The organism is Arthrobacter sp. MPF02, assembly GCF_046605375.1.
GTDB lineage: Bacteria > Actinomycetota > Actinomycetes > Actinomycetales > Micrococcaceae > Arthrobacter.
Genome location: NZ_CP176772.1, coordinates 1,950,067 through 1,968,856, shown reverse-complemented (window position 1 = coordinate 1,968,856; position 18,790 = coordinate 1,950,067). Strand labels below are relative to the sequence as shown.

General features: G+C 64.1%; 23 protein-coding genes. 14 read left to right on the top strand and 9 right to left on the bottom strand.

Annotated elements, in window-relative coordinates; all coding sequences use genetic code 11:
• The first annotated feature begins 137 nt into the window (after window positions 1-137).
• From ACLH0K_RS09275 to ACLH0K_RS09260, 4 genes are all read left to right on the top strand, one after another.
• Window positions 138-524, top strand: a complete 387-nt coding sequence (locus ACLH0K_RS09275; protein ID WP_009359026.1) for a HesB/IscA family protein — start codon at window positions 138-140, stop codon at window positions 522-524.
• A gap of 187 nt (window positions 525-711) precedes the next feature.
• On the top strand, window positions 712-1,584 hold the full coding sequence (coxB, locus tag ACLH0K_RS09270) for a cytochrome c oxidase subunit II (protein WP_411373350.1): 873 nt from the start codon (window positions 712-714) through the stop codon (window positions 1,582-1,584).
• A 10-nt stretch (window positions 1,585-1,594) separates the two neighbouring features.
• A complete protein-coding gene (gene ctaD, locus ACLH0K_RS09265) occupies window positions 1,595-3,322 on the top strand; it encodes a cytochrome c oxidase subunit I (protein ID WP_411373349.1) in 1,728 nt (575 codons plus the stop codon).
• Complete coding sequence (locus ACLH0K_RS09260) at window positions 3,319-3,720, top strand: cytochrome c oxidase subunit 4 (protein WP_411373348.1); 402 nt, start codon at window positions 3,319-3,321, stop codon at window positions 3,718-3,720. Before ctaD ends, ACLH0K_RS09260 begins: the two co-directional genes overlap by 4 nt.
• A gap of 110 nt (window positions 3,721-3,830) precedes the next feature.
• Here ACLH0K_RS09260 and ACLH0K_RS09255 read toward each other — a convergent pair whose 3' ends face one another.
• A complete protein-coding gene (locus ACLH0K_RS09255; protein WP_411373347.1) occupies window positions 3,831-4,124 on the bottom strand; it encodes an HPr family phosphocarrier protein in 294 nt (97 codons plus the stop codon).
• A 164-nt stretch (window positions 4,125-4,288) separates the two neighbouring features.
• Between ACLH0K_RS09255 and ACLH0K_RS09250 the strand changes: the two genes are divergently transcribed.
• Window positions 4,289-5,059, top strand: a complete 771-nt coding sequence (locus tag ACLH0K_RS09250; protein WP_411373346.1) for a GntR family transcriptional regulator — start codon at window positions 4,289-4,291, stop codon at window positions 5,057-5,059.
• Between the two features lie 104 nt (window positions 5,060-5,163).
• On the opposite strand, the gene ACLH0K_RS09245 is transcribed toward ACLH0K_RS09250, so the two are convergent.
• From ACLH0K_RS09245 to ACLH0K_RS09230, 4 genes are all read right to left on the bottom strand, one after another.
• The gene (locus ACLH0K_RS09245; protein ID WP_411373345.1) at window positions 5,164-6,840 is read right to left on the bottom strand and encodes a cytochrome b; all 1,677 of its coding nucleotides are present in this window, start codon (window positions 6,838-6,840) and stop codon (window positions 5,164-5,166) included.
• The gene (locus tag ACLH0K_RS09240; protein WP_411373344.1) at window positions 6,818-7,891 is read right to left on the bottom strand and encodes a Rieske 2Fe-2S domain-containing protein; all 1,074 of its coding nucleotides are present in this window, start codon (window positions 7,889-7,891) and stop codon (window positions 6,818-6,820) included. Before ACLH0K_RS09240 ends, ACLH0K_RS09245 begins: the two co-directional genes overlap by 23 nt.
• Before the next feature lie 98 nt (window positions 7,892-7,989).
• Window positions 7,990-8,778 (bottom strand): c-type cytochrome, encoded by a 789-nt coding sequence (locus ACLH0K_RS09235; RefSeq protein ID WP_411373343.1) that lies wholly within the window; start codon window positions 8,776-8,778, stop codon window positions 7,990-7,992.
• 86 nt (window positions 8,779-8,864) lie between these two features.
• On the bottom strand, window positions 8,865-9,422 hold the full coding sequence (locus ACLH0K_RS09230; protein ID WP_411376446.1) for a heme-copper oxidase subunit III: 558 nt from the start codon (window positions 9,420-9,422) through the stop codon (window positions 8,865-8,867).
• A 229-nt stretch (window positions 9,423-9,651) separates the two neighbouring features.
• On the opposite strand from ACLH0K_RS09230, the gene trpD reads away from it, so the two are divergent.
• The gene (trpD, locus tag ACLH0K_RS09225; protein ID WP_411373342.1) at window positions 9,652-10,707 is read left to right on the top strand and encodes an anthranilate phosphoribosyltransferase; all 1,056 of its coding nucleotides are present in this window, start codon (window positions 9,652-9,654) and stop codon (window positions 10,705-10,707) included.
• 4 nt (window positions 10,708-10,711) lie between these two features.
• On the opposite strand, the gene ACLH0K_RS09220 is transcribed toward trpD, so the two are convergent.
• Window positions 10,712-10,993, bottom strand: a complete 282-nt coding sequence (locus ACLH0K_RS09220; RefSeq protein WP_411373341.1) for an Lrp/AsnC family transcriptional regulator — start codon at window positions 10,991-10,993, stop codon at window positions 10,712-10,714.
• Between the two features lie 114 nt (window positions 10,994-11,107).
• Entirely contained in the window at window positions 11,108-11,509 is a 402-nt protein-coding gene (locus ACLH0K_RS09215) for a DUF3054 domain-containing protein (protein WP_411373340.1), read from the bottom strand.
• A 70-nt stretch (window positions 11,510-11,579) separates the two neighbouring features.
• Here ACLH0K_RS09215 and ACLH0K_RS09210 point away from each other — a divergent pair, with 70 nt between their 5' ends.
• Window positions 11,580-12,053 carry a VOC family protein gene (locus ACLH0K_RS09210; protein ID WP_411373339.1) on the top strand — a complete coding sequence of 158 codons (474 nt, stop codon included), beginning with the start codon at window positions 11,580-11,582 and terminating at the stop codon, window positions 12,051-12,053.
• Window positions 12,054-12,066: 13 nt separating this feature from the next.
• Here ACLH0K_RS09210 and ACLH0K_RS09205 read toward each other — a convergent pair whose 3' ends face one another.
• Complete coding sequence (locus tag ACLH0K_RS09205; protein WP_411373338.1) at window positions 12,067-12,363, bottom strand: hypothetical protein; 297 nt, start codon at window positions 12,361-12,363, stop codon at window positions 12,067-12,069.
• A gap of 263 nt (window positions 12,364-12,626) precedes the next feature.
• On the opposite strand from ACLH0K_RS09205, the gene ACLH0K_RS09200 reads away from it, so the two are divergent.
• The 4 genes from ACLH0K_RS09200 to ACLH0K_RS09185 all read left to right on the top strand — a co-directional run bounded on the left by ACLH0K_RS09200 (window position 12,627) and on the right by ACLH0K_RS09185 (window position 16,059).
• Complete coding sequence (locus ACLH0K_RS09200) at window positions 12,627-12,776, top strand: hypothetical protein (protein ID WP_411373337.1); 150 nt, start codon at window positions 12,627-12,629, stop codon at window positions 12,774-12,776.
• A 222-nt stretch (window positions 12,777-12,998) separates the two neighbouring features.
• Window positions 12,999-14,213, top strand: coding sequence for a type III polyketide synthase (locus tag ACLH0K_RS09195; protein WP_411373336.1), 1,215 nt, complete (start codon window positions 12,999-13,001; stop codon window positions 14,211-14,213).
• Between the two features lie 50 nt (window positions 14,214-14,263).
• Window positions 14,264-14,908: a class I SAM-dependent methyltransferase gene (locus tag ACLH0K_RS09190; protein ID WP_411376445.1), complete on the top strand. Its 645-nt coding sequence runs from the start codon at window positions 14,264-14,266 to the stop codon at window positions 14,906-14,908.
• 2 nt (window positions 14,909-14,910) lie between these two features.
• Window positions 14,911-16,059, top strand: a complete 1,149-nt coding sequence (locus ACLH0K_RS09185; protein WP_411373335.1) for an FAD-dependent oxidoreductase — start codon at window positions 14,911-14,913, stop codon at window positions 16,057-16,059.
• A 26-nt stretch (window positions 16,060-16,085) separates the two neighbouring features.
• On the opposite strand, the gene ACLH0K_RS09180 is transcribed toward ACLH0K_RS09185, so the two are convergent.
• A complete protein-coding gene (locus ACLH0K_RS09180; protein ID WP_411373334.1) occupies window positions 16,086-16,496 on the bottom strand; it encodes a nuclear transport factor 2 family protein in 411 nt (136 codons plus the stop codon).
• A gap of 53 nt (window positions 16,497-16,549) precedes the next feature.
• Between ACLH0K_RS09180 and ACLH0K_RS09175 the strand changes: the two genes are divergently transcribed.
• The 3 genes from ACLH0K_RS09175 to ACLH0K_RS09165 all read left to right on the top strand — a co-directional run bounded on the left by ACLH0K_RS09175 (window position 16,550) and on the right by ACLH0K_RS09165 (window position 18,769).
• On the top strand, window positions 16,550-17,230 hold the full coding sequence (locus ACLH0K_RS09175) for a peptide deformylase (protein WP_411373333.1): 681 nt from the start codon (window positions 16,550-16,552) through the stop codon (window positions 17,228-17,230).
• 66 nt (window positions 17,231-17,296) lie between these two features.
• Window positions 17,297-18,181, top strand: a complete 885-nt coding sequence (locus ACLH0K_RS09170; RefSeq protein WP_411373332.1) for a methyltransferase domain-containing protein — start codon at window positions 17,297-17,299, stop codon at window positions 18,179-18,181.
• Between the two features lie 123 nt (window positions 18,182-18,304).
• Entirely contained in the window at window positions 18,305-18,769 is a 465-nt protein-coding gene (locus ACLH0K_RS09165) for an NfeD family protein (protein ID WP_411373331.1), read from the top strand.
• Window positions 18,770-18,790: the final 21 nt, after the last annotated feature.

The following is an 18,790-nucleotide window of genomic DNA, read 5'->3' as shown; positions in this document are numbered from 1 at the left end:
GACGCCTGCATGGTTACGCCTGGAGTTAGAGCTACAAGGCTGCCCGACGTAGCATGTAGCTATAGCCCATACTCAATCCGTAGGGGCTGGCACCGCCCAGGCGGCGCCGCCAGGACCCGTCCTAAGAAGGTAGGCCAATGAGCACCGCAACCAATGAGAACAGCACCGAAACCACCAGCGCTGCCGGCGAGCTGCCGGTCCACGAGGTCAACCTGACCGACGTCGCCGCAGGCAAGGTCCGCAGCCTTCTCGAGCAGGAAGGCCGCACGGACCTGCGCCTTCGGGTTGCCGTGCAGCCCGGCGGCTGCTCCGGCCTGATTTACCAGCTCTACTTTGACGAGCGCCTCCTCGACGGCGATGCCGTCCGCGACTTCGACGGCGTCGAGGTCGTCGTGGACAAGATGAGCGTTCCGTACCTCAGCGGCGCCAGCATCGACTTTGAGGACACCATCTCCAAGCAGGGCTTCACCATCGACAACCCCAATGCCGGTGGCTCCTGCGCCTGTGGAGATTCCTTCCACTAAGCCGGTTGTTTCGCCCGGTGCCGGCGCCGTGTCTCCTGCCAGCTAGATTGGTACGGGGGCACGGCGCCGACATGTGGGCGAATCGCCCGGCGTAGCGGTAAGCTCTACACCGAGTAGTAAAACTTTTCGTGTGCCCGGGGCCGCCGACGGCTGCCCGGACAACAGCAACAAGTAGGAAGGGCCGTCTGTGAGTTCGCAGAACCGAACCGGCAGCCGACGCAAAACGATCACAACGATCACAGGGTTGGCTATTGCCGGCGCGTTGGTTTTGACCGGATGTTCGCCAGAGGTAGAGAAGGGCTGGCTGCCCACTGAACGTGGCACCACCAGCAACACCGACCGCATCATGGACCTCTGGGTCAACTCATGGATTGCCGCCCTGGTTGTTGGCATCATCACCTGGGGCCTGATCGTCTGGTGCATCGTGGCGTACCGCCGCCGCAAGGGCACCGTGGGATTCCCGCGGCAGACCAGCTTCAACCTCCCCCTCGAAGTCTTCTACCTGACCATCCCGCTGTTCATGGTGCTGGTGTTCTTCTACTTCACCGACCGGGACCAGCAGGCCATCGATGACCGCTCCCAGCCCGCCGACGTCGTTGTTGACGTCCGCGGCAAGCAGTGGGCCTGGGACTTCAACTACAAGGCCGGCGACGTCATCGAAGAGGACGTGCACGAGGCCGGGATCCAGGCTCACCTCACCGGCAACACCATCGACAAGGAGCAGCTCCCCACGCTGTACCTGCCCGTGAACAAGTCCGTTGACCTTGAGCTCAACGCCCGGGACGTCATCCACTCCTTCTGGGTCCCCGCCTTCCTGCAGAAGCGCGACATGATCCCCGGCAAGACCAACTACATCCGGTTTACCCCCACTAAAGAGGGCACCTACGACGGCAAGTGCGCCGAACTCTGCGGCGAGTACCACTCCGAAATGCTGTTCCGCGTCAAGGTGGTGTCCGAAGCTGAATTCCAGGCACACATGGACGACCTGAAGGCTGCGGGCAACACGGGCCTCCTCGGTGTGGAGTACGACCGCAACCCGAACCTGAACGAAATTAAGTAAGGGGAGCGACGTGGCTACGTACACTCAATCCGCACCCACCGGAGTCCTGCCGGCTCCCGTGGTTCCTAAATCCAAGGGGCGCATCGTCGTCAACTGGATCACCTCCACCGACCACAAGACCATCGGGTACATGTACCTGATCGCGTCCTTCGTGTTCTTCTGCCTGGGCGGCGTCATGGCGCTGCTGATCCGCGCTGAACTCTTCGAGCCGGGCATGCAGATCCTGCAGACCAAGGAACAGTACAACCAGCTGTTCACCATGCATGGCACCGTCATGCTGCTGATGTTCGCCACCCCGCTCTTTGCCGGGTTCGCGAACGTGATCATGCCGTTGCAGATCGGCGCCCCCGATGTCGCCTTCCCGCGACTGAACGCACTGGCCTTCTGGTTCTTCCTGTTCGGCTCCACCATCGCCGTGTCCGGCTTCATCACCCCCCAAGGTGCTGCATCCTTCGGCTGGTTCGCCTACGCGCCGCTGTCCAACACCACCTTCAGCCCCGGCATCGGTGGCGACCTGTGGGTCTTCGGCCTGGCCCTGTCCGGCTTCGGTACCATCCTGGGTGCCGTCAACTTCATCACCACCATCATCTGCATGCGTGCTCCCGGCATGACCATGTGGCGGATGCCGATCTTCACCTGGAACACCCTGGTCACCGCGATCCTGGTGCTGATGGCCTTCCCGCCGCTGGCTTCAGCGCTGTTCGCCCTGGGTGCTGACCGGCGCTTCGGTGCCCACATCTTCGATCCGGAGAACGGCGGCGCCGTCCTGTGGCAGCACCTGTTCTGGTTCTTCGGCCACCCCGAGGTGTACATCATCGCCCTGCCGTTCTTCGGCATCGTGTCCGAGATCTTCCCGGTCTTCAGCCGCAAGCCGATCTTCGGCTACAAGGGCCTGGTTTACGCAACCATCGCCATCGCGGCGCTGTCCGTGACGGTGTGGGCGCACCACATGTACGTGACGGGCGCTGTACTGCTGCCGTTCTTCGCGTTCATGACGATGCTGATCGCGGTTCCCACGGGCGTGAAGTTCTTCAACTGGATCGGCACCATGTGGCGCGGCTCGCTGACGTTCGAGACCCCCATGCTGTGGAGCATCGGGTTCCTGATCACGTTCCTCTTCGGTGGCCTGACCGGCATCATCCTGGCCTCGCCGCCGCTGGACTTCCACGTCTCCGACTCCTACTTCGTGGTGGCGCACTTCCACTACGTGGTGTTCGGCACCGTGGTGTTCGCAATGTTCGCCGGCTTCTACTTCTGGTGGCCCAAGTTCACCGGCAAGATGCTGAACGAGCGCCTGGGCAAGATCCACTTCTGGCTCCTGTTCCTCGGCTTCCACGGCACCTTCCTGATCCAGCACTGGCTGGGTGTCGAGGGCATGCCGCGCCGCTACGCGGATTACCTGGTGGAGGACAACTTCACCTGGATGAACCAGTTCTCCACTGTCGCCTCCTTCGTACTGGGTGCCTCGCTGATCCCGTTCTTCTGGAACGTCTACATCACCTGGCGCAACGCTGAGAAGGTCCAGGTGGACGACCCCTGGGGCTTCGGCGCCTCGCTGGAATGGGCCACGTCCTGCCCGCCGCCGCGGCACAACTTCACCTCCCTGCCCCGGATCCGGTCCGAGCGCCCTGCGCTTGATCTGCACCACCCGGAACTCCGACAGGTCCACACCGTTGAGTCCCCCGCTCCTGCAGCGCAGGCGCTGGGCAACGCCGACCAGAAGGACACTGCACAGTGAAAATCGAATCTTGGATCTTTGGCGCCGGAGTTTTCTTCTTCGTCCCGGTTGCGCTGATTTACGGTTTCCTGACCAACTGGGGCGAATGGGTTGGCATCCTGGGCATCCTGCTGGTTGGTGGCCTTGCCGGCATGATCGGTGGCTACCTTGGCTTCACCGGTAAGCGCGTGGGCCTCCGGCCCGAGGACCGCAGCGACGCCGAAATCCACGAGGGTGCCGGCGAACAGGGCCACTTCAGCCCCTGGAGCTGGTGGCCGCTGGTTCTCGGCCTGGCGTGTGCAGGCGGCTTCCTTGGCCTGGCTGCCGGCTGGTGGATTTTCTACATCGCGGCCGGCCTCGCACTCGTAGCCCTCGTGGGCTGGGTGTACGAGTACAGCCGTGGAGACCACGCCCACTAGGCAGTAAAAGATACATAACGACGTCGGGCTCCCACCCTAGGGTGGGGGCCCGACGTCGTTATGTTTAATCTCCCGGCGCCCAGCCTGCTGGACTTCCGCCGGTGGCAGGCCTAAACGGCGCCCTGCGAATCCAAAAGCTCACCGAGCTCCCGCAGGACCCTGCCCGCCTCTTCACGGCTTACAACGCCGCCCAGAAGGTTTTCGCTGATGGCCAGTTCCACCTCGCAGCCGTGGTGGAAGTCCGCTGTCATGACCTGCAGCAGTGAGCGCGCATCCACGCCGTTGATGCCGTCCTTGGCAATAGTCACCGGGAGCCCGGTATCGGTGACCGCGCGGACAAAGACTGCAGCAGGACGCGCATGCAGTCCGACAGAGGCCGTTACCACGGCCTTGTGTGTTGCCAAAGGGGACTCCTTCGTTCTGACGGCCCCATCCGTCGACCAACCAAATTTTCCTGACCAAATATAGCGGCCGGTAGATGGGCGCGGCGAAACGTCACGAGGCGGCCAATTGCTGGTCTAGACCTGCCCTACCATGGAAGGGGAAAGCCGAGGCAGGGGAGAGGAACATGGCGGCTGGCGCTAAGGCCATCAAAGGCGAGATTGACCGTGGCAGCGGAACGTCCATTTACATCCAGCTGCGCGAGATCCTGAGGACCTACATCTCGGAGTCCTGTCCGCCAGGGAGTGCCCTGCCGTCGGAACGCGACCTTGCCGAGCGGTTTGGCCTTGCGCGGATGACAGTGCGCCAGGCCATTGACGCACTGGTTGGCGAGGAGGTCATTGAACGCGTGGTGGGGCTCGGGACTTTCGTCCGCCGGCCCAAAGTTGACCTCCAGGTCAAGCTGACGTCGTACAGCGAGGAGATGCAGCGCCGCGGCATGGTTCCTGCCGCCAAGGTGCTCAGTTTTGAACAGATTGGAGCCAGTGCTTTCCTGGCCCGCGAGCTCCAACTTGACGAAGGGACTCCGCTGGTCCGGTTCCGCAGGCTGCTCCTTGCTGATGGCGAACCAATGAGCGTGGACGAAAACTTCATACCTGCCCACCGTGTACCGGGCCTGCTCGACGGCGAACCGCCCACATCGCTCTACAACGTGCTGAGCGAGCAGTATGGGCTGGTCATGGAATGGGGCGAAGACATGATTGAGGCTACTGCTGCTTCCCCCTCCACGGCCCGGCTGCTCAACGTCGAAGTGGGGGCGCCGCTGCTGAAGATCCAGCGCCATGCCTTCGTGGCCAGGGCGATGGTGGACTACTCGGTGTCGTACTACCGCGCCGACCGGTACAAGCTGTGGGTGCCCCTGCAACGGCCCGGTGCGCGCCGGGCACGGAACCACTGACATCCGGGCTGCCTGGCTATATCTTCACGAACGGCAGGCAGCCACAACAATGAGAAGAGGCCCGGTCCATATGGACCGGGCCTCTTGATTATTAACCTTGAACCCTAGTGGGACAGGCTCCTGGCTGCCTCGGGAGCCTCTACGGCCTCGTGGCCATGGCCATGACCGTGTGCGGCTTCCAGCTCCGCCGGAGTTGCAGGGGCAACACGGTCCTCGAAGAACCACTTGGAAAGCAACGCGCGCCGCTTCTCCTTGCGGGTCACTACACCGTGCTCGTTCGGTACGGCAGGAAGGACCTCAGGAGACTCGAAACCAACCAGCTTGTACCGCTTGTACTCGTCGAGCGGGGCGTGGACCTCGATGAACTCACCGTGCGGAAGGCGCACGATGCGGCCGGTTTCGCGGCCATGCAGCGCAATTTCGCGGTCCTTGCGCTGGAGCGCCAGGGCTACACGCTTGGTGACGATGAACGCGATGATCGGGCCGACGATGAACAGCGCCCGCAGCCAGTACGTAACGTCGTTCAGCGAGACGCCGAAGTGGGTTGCGATGAGGTCGGAACCTGCGGCTGCCCACATGACGCAGTACCAGACGAAGCCGGCCATGCCGATAGCCGTCCGGGTGGGGGCGTTGCGCGGACGGTCAAGAACATGGTGCTCACGGTCGTCCTTGGTGATCCACCGCTCGATCCACGGGTAGGCGAACATCACGGTGAACAGGATGCCGGCGGGGACCAGGGCGGGCAGCAGCACGTTGAACGAGAACACGTAGCCGAACCAGTCCTGCTCGACCTGCCAGTCGCCGAGGGTACCCGGCATCAGGCGGAGGGCGCCGTCAACGAAACCGATGTACCAGTCAGGCTGGGTTCCGGCGGACACGGGGGAGGGGTCGTACGGACCGTAGTTCCAGATCGGGTTGATCGTGAAGAAGCCGGCCATCAGGGCCAGGACGCCGAAGACGATGAAGAAGAACCCGCCGGCCTTGGCCGCGTAAACCGGGCCCAGGGGGTAGCCGACGACGTTGTTATCGTTGCGGCCGGGGCCCGGGTACTGAGTGTGCTTGTGGATAACAACCATGAACAGGTGCAGCACGATCATCAGGAGGATCAATGCCGGAACCAGCAGGATGTGGAGCACGTACAAGCGTCCGATGATGGCCGTACCGGGGAACTCGCCGCCGAAGAGGAAGAACGAGATGTAGGTGCCGACGACCGGAATGGACTTGATCACGCCGTCGATGATGCGCAGGCCGTTACCGGACAGCAGGTCGTCGGGAAGTGAGTAGCCGGTGAAGCCGGCAGCCATGGCCAGGATGAGCAGCACGCCGCCCACGACCCAGTTCATTTCACGCGGCCGGCGGAAGGCGCCGGTGAAGAACACGCGCAGCATGTGCACGGCGATGGCTGCCACGAACAGCAGGGCTGCCCAGTGGTGCACCTGACGCATGAAGAGGCCGCCACGAATATCGAAGGAGATATTCAGGGACGAGTTGTACGCCACGGACATCTCGACGCCCTTGAGGGGAACATACGAACCCTCGTAGTGGGTTTCCGCCATGGACGGATCGAAGAAGAACGTCAGGAACGTACCCGAGAGCAGCAGGATGACGAAGGAGTACAGGGCCACCTCGCCGAACATGAAAGACCAGTGGTCGGGGAAGACCTTGCGGCCGAACTCCCGGAGGATACCCGATCCGCCGACACGTGAATCGACGAAGTCGGTAAACCGGCCGGTCTTGGTTTTGGCGACGAAAGCGGGCTCAGCTGTTGATGCTGCGCTCATGCATATCACGCTCCCAGTAACTTGGTCCTACGGGTTCTTTGAAGTCGCTGGTAGCGACCAGGTAGCCCTCGTCATCAACTGCGATGGGCAGCTGGGGGAGAGGCCGGCTGGCAGGGCCGAAGATCACCTTGCACTCCTGCGTGAGGTCAAAGGTGGACTGGTGGCACGGGCACAGCAGGTGGTGCGTCTGCTGCTCGTACAGAGCAACAGGGCAGCCGACGTGGGTGCAGATCTTGGAGTAGGCAACGATGCCGTTGTAACCCCATTCCTCCCGTCCCGGGGAGGGGTTCAGCGACGCCGGATCCAGGCGCATGAGGAGCACAACAGCCTTGGCCTTTTCGTTGAGCTTGCCCTCGTGGAGTTCGTTGAGGCCCTCGGGAATGACGTGGAAGGCCGAGCCGATGGTGACATCCGCTGCCCGGATGGGCGTGCCGTCGGGGTCGCGGGCAAGGCGCTTCAGCTTGCCGTCCTGGGGGGCCCACATCGTGTGGGCAAGCTTCTCGTCCGGACGCGGGCCAAGGTCACCGAAGATGGCAACGGCCGGGAGCGGGGCGAGGGCAACGGCGCCGAGGAGCGTGTTGCGGATCAGCGGGCGGCGCTTGATGCCCGTTTCCTCAACGATGTCGTCGACGATGCGTACGGCGGCCACGCGGTCCTCTTCATAACGGACCGCATGGCGTTCCTCGGAGACCTCGTGGTCCGGCATCAGGGCCTTGGCCCAGTGCACGATGCCGGTTCCGATGCCGAGCATCGCGAAAGCGGTACCAAGGCCCAACAGCATGTTCTGCAGCCGGATTGTCCCGATGGTGGAGTCGCCGACACCTAGGTCGATGGCGAAGTAGGCCACCAGGAAGATCAAAGTTCCAATAACAGAAATGCCAAACAGAAAGGCGACCTGCCGTTCTGCCCGCTTTGCGGCCTTCGGGTCCGTGTCAGCCAGGCGCAAACGGTGCGGGGGAATTCCAGGGTCCTGGAACTTCTCCACCTCATTCTGACCAGCCGTAGCTACGGTGCCCGAGTGGTTCGGACTGCCGTCACTATGGTTGCCCATAATTCGCCTCATCCTTCTCTCGTCCCGGCGGTTGCCGGGTTAGTTTCCAATATCAACCTGCTGATGGTGCAGCAGTAATTCATGTGCCCTACCGGACGTCAGGACGTGCGGGAGGTCAGCCAGATGGTGAAGGCGATGATGACGCCGAGCCCGGCAACCCAGACGAACAGGCCTTCGGCAACAGGACCCAGGGAACCGAGGGCTGCACCGCCGGGGGAGCCTGTGGTTTCGATCTGCTTCAGGAAGGTGATGATGTCGCGCTTGCCCTCAGGGGTGATGTTTGAATCACTAAAGACCGGCATGTTCTGCGGGCCGGTAACCATGGCCTCGTAGATGTGCTTTCCGGAGGTGTCTTCCAGTCCCGGTGCAAACTTGCCCCGCGTCAGCGCGCCACCGGCGGCGGCAGCGTTGTGGCACATGGCGCAGTTGGTACGGAAGAGCTCGCCGCCAACGGCTGCGTTACCGCCTTCGTCCAGCAGGCTTTCATCAGGGATGGCCGGACCGGCACCCAGGGAAGCGACATAGGCTGCAAGCTGCTGGGTCTGCTCATCGTTGAACTGGACCGGCTTCTCGAGCGCCTGCGGGCCGTTCATCTGCATGGGCATACGCCCCGTGCCCACCTGGAAGTCCACCGCGGCAGCACCTACGCCCACCAGCGACGGGCCGGCCTGCGTTCCACTCGCACCCATGCCGTGGCAGGTGGCGCAGTTGGCTGCGAACAGCTTGCCGCCCTCTTCCACGTCGTTTGCGCTGTAAGTAGTGGTGGAAGCTTTCGCCTCATTGACGGTGGTGGCAACGGCGTACAGCCCACCCGTGAGGAGAAGCCCCATCAGGAGCAGCGCTATTGCTGCAAGTGGGTGACGCCGCTTTTGTGAGAGTGCCTTCACGTGGTGGTTCCTTTAGTCGTTCCTGCGCCGGCTCCGGGAGCCGCTACCTGAAATTCTGCCTCTTGTAGAAAAAGATTCAAAGCTGGCTACTTGAGTACGTAGATGACCAGGAAGAGGCCGATCCACACGACGTCCACGAAGTGCCAGTAGTAGGAGGTGACAATCGCAGACGTTGCTTCAAAGTGGCCGAACTTCTTCGCGGCAAACGCGCGGCCAATGATGAGCAGGAAGGCGATGAGCCCGCCAATCACGTGGAGGCCGTGGAAGCCGGTGGTCATGTAGAAGGCTGAGCCGTAGGCGTTGGAGGACAACGAGACGTGTTCGGAGACCAGCATGGCGTACTCGGTGGACTGGCCGCCGACGAAGATCGCGCCCATGATGAACGTCAGGATGAACCATTCGTTCATTCCCCAGCGGGAGAACTGGAAAACGCCGCCGGTCCGCCGGGGCTGGAGCCGCTCAGCGGCGAAGACGCCCATCTGGCACGTGAAGGAGCTGGCCACGAGGATGATCGTGTTTACGAGCGCGAAGGGGAAGTTGAGCTTGGCTGTCTCGTCCGCCCACATCTCTGCGCTGGTGGAGCGCAGGGTGAAGTACATGGCGAAGAGGCCGGCGAAGAACATCAACTCGCTGGACAGCCACACGACGGTTCCAACGGAAACCATATTGGGGCGGTTCAGCGTGGGGTGCGCCGGGGTACTGGGGGCATGGGTCGCAGATGTCACATAGACATTATGTCTGCAAAAGTCCGTGCTGCCCAACGCAAACCGCCTTTTCGGGACACTTTTTCTACAAAGACGCGAAATTGCCGGAAAAAGTTCCCGTGCCCGTTCACATTGGTCACTCCACGGCTTCCCTCGATAGCATCAGGAGGTGACTTCACAGGCTACTGCAGCGTCCGCCAACACCTGGCCCCGGCTGATCTCGGCACTGATCGGCGGCAGGGACCTCACAGCGGACAACACCTCCTGGGCGATGGACACCATCATGTCCGGAGAGGCGACGCCGGCCCAGATTGCGGGGTTCCTCGTGGCCCTCAGCGCCAAGGGCGAGACCGTTGAGGAGCTATCCGGGCTTGTGGACGCCATGCTCGCCCATGCCAACCCCGTGGAAATCTCCGGCGAAAAGCTGGACATCGTCGGAACCGGGGGGGACCAGCTGAACACTGTGAACATCTCCACGATGGCGGCCCTCGTCGCTGCCGGCGCGGGCGCCAAAGTGGTCAAGCACGGCAACCGGGCCGCGTCGTCGTCGTCGGGATCTGCGGACGTGCTGGAAGCGCTGGGCGTCCGCCTTGACCTGTCCATCGCCCAGGTGGCGCGCAATGCCGAAGTGGCAGGAATCACCTTCTGCTTTGCCCAGGTTTTCCATCCGTCGTTCCGCCATACCGCTGTCCCCAGGCGCGAGCTTGCAATCCCCACCGCCTTCAACTTTTTGGGGCCGCTGACCAACCCCGCGCAGGTGCAGGCGTCCGCCGTAGGGGTTGCCAATGCCAGGATGGCCCCGCTTGTGGCGGGCGTACTCGCGCAACGGGGGAGCCGGGGCCTGGTGTTCAGGGGCAACGATGGCCTCGACGAACTCACGACGACGGGTCCGTCCACCGTCTGGGAGATCCGCAACGGGCAGGTGGCCGAGCTTTCGTTCTCACCGCAGGACCTGGGCATCAGCCTGGCCACTGTGGAGCAGCTGCGAGGAGGCGACGCGCAGGCCAACGCGGCCGTGGTACGAGAAGTGCTGGCAGGAAAGGAAGGACCCGCCCGGGACGCCGTGCTGCTCAATGCGGCCGCGGGCCTTGTGGCGTTCGACCGTGCCGCCGACGGGCCATTTCTGGAGCGTATGCGGAGCGCTTACGCCCGTGCGGCCGAGTCAATCGACTCCGGGGCGGCCGCCGCTGTCCTGGATAAGTGGGTCTCGCTGACAGCGCGGTAGGGCGCTACTGTTCGAACCCGAGTGAGAACGCCGCGTCCAGGTCGTGCTGCGAGTAGGCGCGGAAGGCGATGTGGGTGGTGGTGTGAACCACCGCGGGCACCTTGGAGAGCCTGTCTGCGATGACTTCGGCCAGCTCTTCGTGCCGGTGCACCCGCGCCACTGCGATCAGGTCCCATTCCCCTGTGACTGAATACACTTCGCTGATTCCGTCGAGTGCCGAAATTTGCTCGGCGGTCTCGGGAATTCGGGCGGCGTCGGTCTTGATCAGAACGAATGCGGTGATCACGATAAACCCTTCCGGAGCAGTTGGGCAGTGCCGTTGCCCGGCGCCCTTCTCAGTGCTGCCAGCCTATTACACCAGCGCCTGGTGGCACGGAACGGCCGTCCCCGCATTGCAGGGTCATGCGCTTTTCCTGCGCCGGAAGGCGAAGATGACCAGGCGGTAGCCCAGCAGCAGGACGCCCAGGCTGACCAGGGCCACGATCACGAAGGGCAGCACGACGGTTTGGCCGGTGATGGCTCTCAGCAGCATGCCGACAACCAGGCTGCCTAGCCATACTCCAATGCCGGCTTTTGGCACGGACAGCGGGTGCCGCCACGCGCGTGTGATCAGCCAGCCGGCTGCTGCCCCCGCCAGGAACGGCCATGCCGTGAGCAGCACCCCCGCGACTACGTCTCCGCGCTGGTGGGCGTCACGGCCGATGGCAGCGAACACGAGGATCAGGAGAGCGTCTGTCAGCGCTGCCCCTGCCACGGTGACGGGCGGGGCAGTCCCCGCGGGCTTTGCATTCGGAAAACTCATGGATTCGAGCCTAGCGGCCTGTTCCCGGCAGGGGCGAGCCGCATTAGGCTCGAGCCGGAAGGGAGCAGAAATGCCACGTCGTATCGGTACGTGCCTGTGGTTCGAGAACCAGGCGGAGGAAGCAGCCAACTACTACACGGGCATCTTCGAAAATGCAAGGATCCTCAATGTCTCGCGTTTCGGTGAAGGAGGTCCGGGGATGCCGGGGGAGGCAATTGCGGTCGACTTCGAACTCGAGGGCCGGGCCTTCACCGCGCTGAACGGGGCGCGCTCGTCAGGCTTCACGGAGGCAGTGTCCTTCGTGGTGGACTGCGAGGACCAGGCTGCCGTGGACCGCTACTGGGACGCTTTGTCCGACGGCGGCACCGAAAGTATGTGCGGCTGGCTGCGGGACAGGTTCGGGGTGTCGTGGCAGGTGGTCCCTTCGGTCCTGCCGTCCCTGATTGCCGGGCCGGACCCGCAGGGTTCACAACGTGCGATGCAGGCCATGCTGGCAATGCGGAAGCTGGACATCGCTGAACTGCAGAAGGCTTATGACGGCTGAGCAGGTGCTGGTTTCAGATTTCCCGTAAGTCAGCGCTGCGCAGCCGGCGTACCAGCCAGCTGGCTTCCCACGATGCCCGGTACCCGCCGTCGCTTGGCCCTGAAACCAGGACGTGGGTCGCGGTGTAGGCGATGGCATACCCTGTTGCGCCGCGTACCCTGACCGGAACGGGGCGGAGCATGACCACGGGCGCGCCGGGAGCCTGCCGTAGGGCCTCGTCCGTCGTGATTCTCCGGATCCCGGGAACCAGGAATTGGGGCAACTGTGGAAACACGGCCTGCTTGTCGTCGCGGTCGGGGGAGAGGGGCATGGAAACCTACCGGAGATGGAAGTGTGCACCGCTGCCCAACTGCTCAAGCAAGCTGGCGAAGAACGCGCTGGATGGGGATTTTCCTGCCGTCGACGGCAGGACCTATGCAAGGACTCTAGGACGCCGGTGGTCCGGCTGCATCAGTGGGTGGTACCCGATTCGGACTGGGTTGCTACCTGTCTTTTGATTGTCGTGAGGCAATTCCGGCAGTCCATGAAGTAGTCTGCGGTTATTCCGTGTCCGGCAGAAGTCTGGGGGTTCCCGTGAACAAGCCACTGTGGATCTGCTGCCTGTTGGGAGCCGCAGCCGGCATCACCCTCGGGCTGGCAGTTTTCGACAGCCCCTTCATTGGTTTCGCTGTGGGACTGGGCGTCGGCGCCATTGTGGGAGCGGGAATCGGCGCGGGACGGTAGCGGGGGGCGGATGCCCGCGACCGGGAACCGTAAATTCCCACTACTTGACATAATGTAGATTATCGGCGTTTTAGCCAGGTCCGGCAGGAGCCTGAAAGTGGCGTCGTCCCGCGGCTCCATCCAAGCTCGTCAATGCAGGGTTCGCGCCCGGGTCCCGGGTAATTCCGCAGGTCAACCGCGCGTGCCATTGTCTTAAGCTGGCGCCTCGTTAAGAATGAGTCAATGACGGTCTACGTGCGTGCACTTGAAACTGCAGTTCCGAAAACTATGTTGATCCAGTCCGAGGCGCGCGACGTGTTCGCCGCCCAGCCGGGTTTGAACAGGTTGGGATCACGGCTGGTGAGCACCTGTTTCGACTCGGCCGCCATCGACACGAGGTTCACCGCCGTCGAGGAACTCACCAACGACTTCCGCGCCGACGACCCCCAGTTCTACGATTCAGACTCCGGGCTCCTCCTCAACCCGAGCACCAAAGTCCGGAACGACATCTTCGCCCGAGAGGCCACCAAACTTTTTGTGGAGGCTGCACGAGCGGCCCTGGAAGGGTGCCCGGAACTCGATCTACTTGACATAACTCATCTGGTGACGGTTTCGTGTACTGGATTCTTCAACCCGGGTCCCGACTACAAAATCGTTCGGGAGCTCGGCCTGAGTCCGGCAGTCCAGCGCTATCACCTGGGCTTTATGGGCTGCTATGCGGCTTTCCCTGCCCTGCGTGCAGCCAAGCTTTTCTGCGAAGCCGACCCCGACGCCGTCGTCCTGGTGGTGTGCGCGGAACTGTGTTCACTGCACGTGCGCACCTCCAATGACCCTGACACCATTATGGGTTCTGCCCTTTTCGCGGACGGGGCCGCTGCCGCCGTCGTCACCGCCCGCCCGGATGCGGCAGACAAGGCGCTCCTCCAGCTTGACCACTTTGAAACTGTCCTCACCCCGGTAGGCGAAGACTCCATGGCCTGGAATATCGGCGACAACGGTTTCGAAATGGTGCTCGGCAACTACGTGCCGCACATCATCGATGACCACATCTCGGGCGCCCTGCAGCCCCTTTTGGCCCGTGAACCTGAACTGGCAGCACTCCCCTACACCGATATCCAGCACTGGGGCATCCATCCCGGCGGTCGGAGTATCCTCGACAAGGTCCAGTCCCGGCTGGGCCTCACCGACCGGCAACTGGTGCCTGCCCGCGAAGTACTGCGGAACTACGGCAACATGAGCAGTGCCACCGTCCTCTTCGTCCTCAAGCACATCCTGGAGCAGGACATGGAACCCGGGGAGTCCGCAGGCGGCGCCGGGAGCGGACGCATCTGCTCCATGGCCTTCGGACCGGGACTGACGGTGGAGACCGCCCTCCTGACCAAGCTGCGGCAGGCCCCGGGAGGCGGAAAGGCAGGCCACCTGCAGCAGCCCGTGGCAGTGGAAGCCCCGGTGGCCTGACGGACGTGGAGTTTCTCCTGCGGGAGCGCGCCAGCACGGCAGTCGAGCTGATGGACCTGCCGGACTGCGATCCGCACCGCCTCAACAACACCTACCGCCAGTTCGCCGTGATCAACAGGACGCTCAGCGGCTGGCGGAGGCTTTACGTCCGGGAGCTGCGACCGCTGCTGGCAGAGGGGCCAATGTCGCTCCTGGACATCGGTTCCGGCGGCGGCGATGTGCCGGTGATGCTTGCCCGGTGGGCGTTCCGTGACAGGTTCACCCTGCACGTCACGGGCATCGACCCGGACCCGCGTGCCGCGTCCTTCGCCCGGAAGAGGCCTCCGGTGCACGGCGTGCAGTTCCACGCAGCGCACAGCACGGACCTGGTGGACGAGGGCCGGTCCTACGATGTGGTGATCTCCAACCACGTCCTCCACCACCTGGCCGAGGACGAGGTCCAGCAGTTGCTGGCGCACTCTGAGGCATTGGCCCGACGGAAAGCCCTGCACAACGACCTCCGCCGCAGCCCTGCGGCTTTCGCCCTGTTCAGCGTGGCCGCACTGCCCTTCCGGGACTCGTTCATCCGCGCGGACGGACTGACATCCATCCGGCGAAGCTACACCCCGGAGGAACTTCGGGCCATCGCTCCTCCGGGCTGGTCGGTGGAGGGCGGCACAGGCTTCCACCAGGTCCTCAGCTTTCGGAGGAACTGACCATGGCTGTTGACGTGGTGATCATCGGTGGCGGTCCTGTGGGCCTCTACCTGGCCGCCGCGCTGCTTCAGCAGGGGATATCGGTCCGCGTGCTGGAGCAGCGGAAGTTCCCGAACCGGCACTCGCGTGCCATCGGCATCCATCCCCCGGCGCTTTCTGCATTGGACGCCGTCCAGGTGGCGCCGTCCCTGGTGCGCGAGGGGGTGCAGATCCGGACAGGAATGGCCATGAGCGGCGGCAAAACGGTGGGCGTTATGCCCTTCGACGGCGTCTCGGACGCTTTCCCGTTTGTGCTTGCCCTCCCCCAGTCGCGGACCGAGCAGCTCCTGGAGGAACGGGTGCGCTGCCTCGACAGTGGGGCACTGGTGCGGTGCGTGGAGGCCACGGGGGTGACGGACGACGGCGGACGCGTCACCGTGGCGGTCAAGGCGCAGCCGGGTGCGCCGGCAGAACAGCGGGAAGTTTCCGCGTCCCTTGTGGTGGCGGCAGACGGTGCAAGATCGCGGATCAGGGATGCCCTGGCAGTGCCGGTGCAGAGGAGAACCTACCCGGACCACTACCTCATGGGCGACTTTGCCGACTCCCGCCTCCAAGGGGACATGGCGGTTCTGTTCCTCGAACGGCACGGCATTGTGGAGTCATTCCCGCTTCCGGACGGAAAGCGCCGCTGGGTGGTCCGCCTTTCCGCGCCGGCGGGTAATGCTGGGGCAGGGGAACTGGCCCGGATGGTGGAGCACCGCACAGGCATCCTGCCGGATGCCGCCACGAACACGATGGTCAGCGCCTTCAGCGTCCGGTCCACGCTGGCGGACCACGCAGTCGTAGGGCGGACAGTCCTGGTCGGGGACGCCGCCCACGAAATCAGCCCCATTGGCGGGCAGGGCATGAACCTTGGCTGGCTGGATGCGCAGGCACTGGTTCCCCTGCTCCGCGAGGCCCTGGACGGCAAACCACTGGACCATAAGTTCCGGCAGTACGAACGGGAACGGCGCCGCGCAGCCACCCTGGCCAGGCGGCAGGCGGAAATCAACATGCTCCTCGGGCGCCCCCTGCCGGCACCCCTGCTGCGGCTCCGCAACGCCGGCATCGGAGCAGCTGCTGCAACACCGGCCGTGAACCGGTGGGTGGCACGCCGGTTCACCATGCAATAACGGCGGCGGCAGCCCGCAGGCCTGCTTCAGCGGTAGTAGCAGTCGTAGCTGTCCTGGCTGACGATCCTGCCGTCGCGTACTTCGAAAACCGATGATGTCCTTGCCCGGATCGTTTCACCCGCGTCCCAGTACCGCAGATCCATCAGGACCGTCGCCGACCAGTCAGCTTCCACTGCTACCCGGCTGCCTTCGCAGGTGGTGCGCCGGACGCTGAACTTCTGGCCGGCCACCACTCCGGCGCTCTGGTCCAGGCCCGCCAGGACGTCGGCCAGTGTTCGGGTGGCCCCTTGCGGCGCCAGCAGGTGGGGAGCCTCAGTCAGGAGGAACGAGTCGGCAAGGTACGGGCTGATGGCGTCCGCTCCCCCGCCGGCTTCCAAAGCACTCAGGAACCCAAGAACAAGGTCCTGCGGAGCACGGGGTGTGGGGATGGCAGCCATAAATATGACCCTAACCGGTCCCGGCTGCATGCCGCGGAAGCTAGGCTTTCGTCATGACCCGAACCGTGCCCGGAACCACCCGGAATGTAGAGCAGATCCGCGACATGGTCGAGCAGATCCTGGCAGCAGGAACACTGCCCCCGATCGTGCAGGCAGGCCACCCCGCCCTGCGGCAGCGGGCGGCCGCATACGAGGGCCAACTCGGAGCCGGCCAGCTGGACCGGCTGATAGAGGTCATGCGTCAGGTGATGCACGAGGCGCCCGGGGTAGGACTGGCGGCGCCACAGTTGGGCATTCCCCTCCAGCTTGCGGTGGTCGAGGACCAGTATGACGTCGATCCGGAAGCCGCCGCCCTCCGCAACAGGAGTCCGCTGGAGTTCATGGCGATCGTGAATCCGCGGTACAGTCCGCAGGGACCGGGGCTGGCCTCCTTTTACGAGGGGTGCCTGTCCGTGAACGGGCTTCAGGCCGTGGTGGCCCGGCCGGAGACGGTGCTGCTGGAGTTCGAGACGCCCGACGGCGCAGCCGTGCAGCGGGAGTTCTCCGGCTGGCAGGCGCGGATCATGCAGCATGAAACGGACCACCTGAACGGCATCCTCTACCTGGACCGTGCCCAGCTCCGCTCGTTGAGCACCAACAGCGAGTACGCCGCGCATTGGGCCGAGGCCGGAATCGGCAGGGCGCAGGAGGGCCTGGGGTTCGACGACGGCCCGGCAGGCATCAGCATCGGCTGACGTCCCTGCCTGCCTTAGCGGGCATCGGACAGCGCGGATGCGGCGGCCGGCCCCTAAGATAGTGCAGTGCCCGCTGCGACCGACCTTCCCCTGCTGTGCCCGGTGTGCTCCGGTCCGTTGGGGTTCACACGCCCAACAGAGGCCGGTCCGGGCCGCCTTGCCTGTCCGTCCAGGCACAGCTTCGATGCCGCGCGGCAAGGCTACTTCAACCTGCTGGTAGGCAAGGGCACACCCTTCGAGGCGGACTCCGCCGCCATGGCGGAATCCCGCTTCAATTTCCTCGCGGCAGGCCATTACCGGCCGTTGGCAGATGCCCTGGCTGCCGCCGTCGTGCCCTGCCTTTCCCCGCAGGAGCCGGCGGTGCTGGACTCCGGCACCGGAACCGGGCAGTACCTTCGGGTGCTGCTGGACAATGCGGCCGCAAGGGGCTGCAAGCCCGCCGCAGTAGGGCTCGACATCTCGAAGTTCGCGTTGCGCCGCGCTGCCCGGCTGAACCCGGACGCTGTCACCCTGGTGTGGGACGTCTGGCGCCGGTTGCCCCTTGCGGATAATGCTGTGGATGCCGTCACGGTTGTGTTCGCGCCCCGCAACGCTGCCGAATTCGCACGCGTACTCCGGCCCGGCGGACGCCTGGTTGTGGTGACACCGCGCAAAGGCCATCTTGCCGGCCTGGCAGCCGTAGCGGGAATGCTTGCCATCGAGGAAGGGAAGGACCACCGGCTTGCGGAAGCCATGGCCGGCCATTTCGACCTTGACGAAAGCATCAACATCGACATCCCGCTGGCCCTGACCCGGGCGGAAGCAGCGGACCTCGCCTTCATGGGTCCGGCCGGCCACCATCTGGACCGTGATGCCATCTACCGGAATCTCCAGGAGCAGCCCGAACCCGTCCAGGCCGAAGCCCTGTTCCGCCTGCACATTTTCCACCCCAAACGTTCCGGGGCCGCATAACGACTTGGCCACTATCCCGCCCGCTGCGGGAAGCGCCGCCCACAGCACAGGCCCCCGGACTAGGATGGAAGGACAGTTACCGGCGGGTTCGCGGACGCGTGCCCCGGTGGCGAAGGGGGAACGGTGTTCGAATGGTTGGGGGAAAACTGGTGGGCCTTGTGGCTCACGGCTTTCCTGGCATTTGCAGTGATCGAGATGATCACCCTTGACCTGTTTTTCATCATGCTCGGCGGTGGCGCCCTCGCCGCACTCGCCGCCGACTTTGCCGGTGCCGAGGGCTGGCTGCAGATCGTCGTTTTCTGCATCGTATCGTTGCTCATGATCGCCTTCGTCCGGCCGGTGGCGCTGTCCCACCTGAAAAAGGGTCCGGCCGGGCAGCGCACCAACGTGGACAGGCTGATTGGTGAACCGGCCGTGGTCATGGAAGCAGTCAGCCCGGATGGGGGCCTGGTGAAGATCGGCGGCGACATCTGGAGCGCACGTTCGGCCGCCGGGGTCCTTCCTGCCGGGCAAAAAGTGGTGGTGGCAGCCATTGAAGGCGCCACCGCCGTGGTTTCGCCACCGCCGGCTGTAACAGGGCAGTCCTGATACAGCCCTAACAATTGGGGG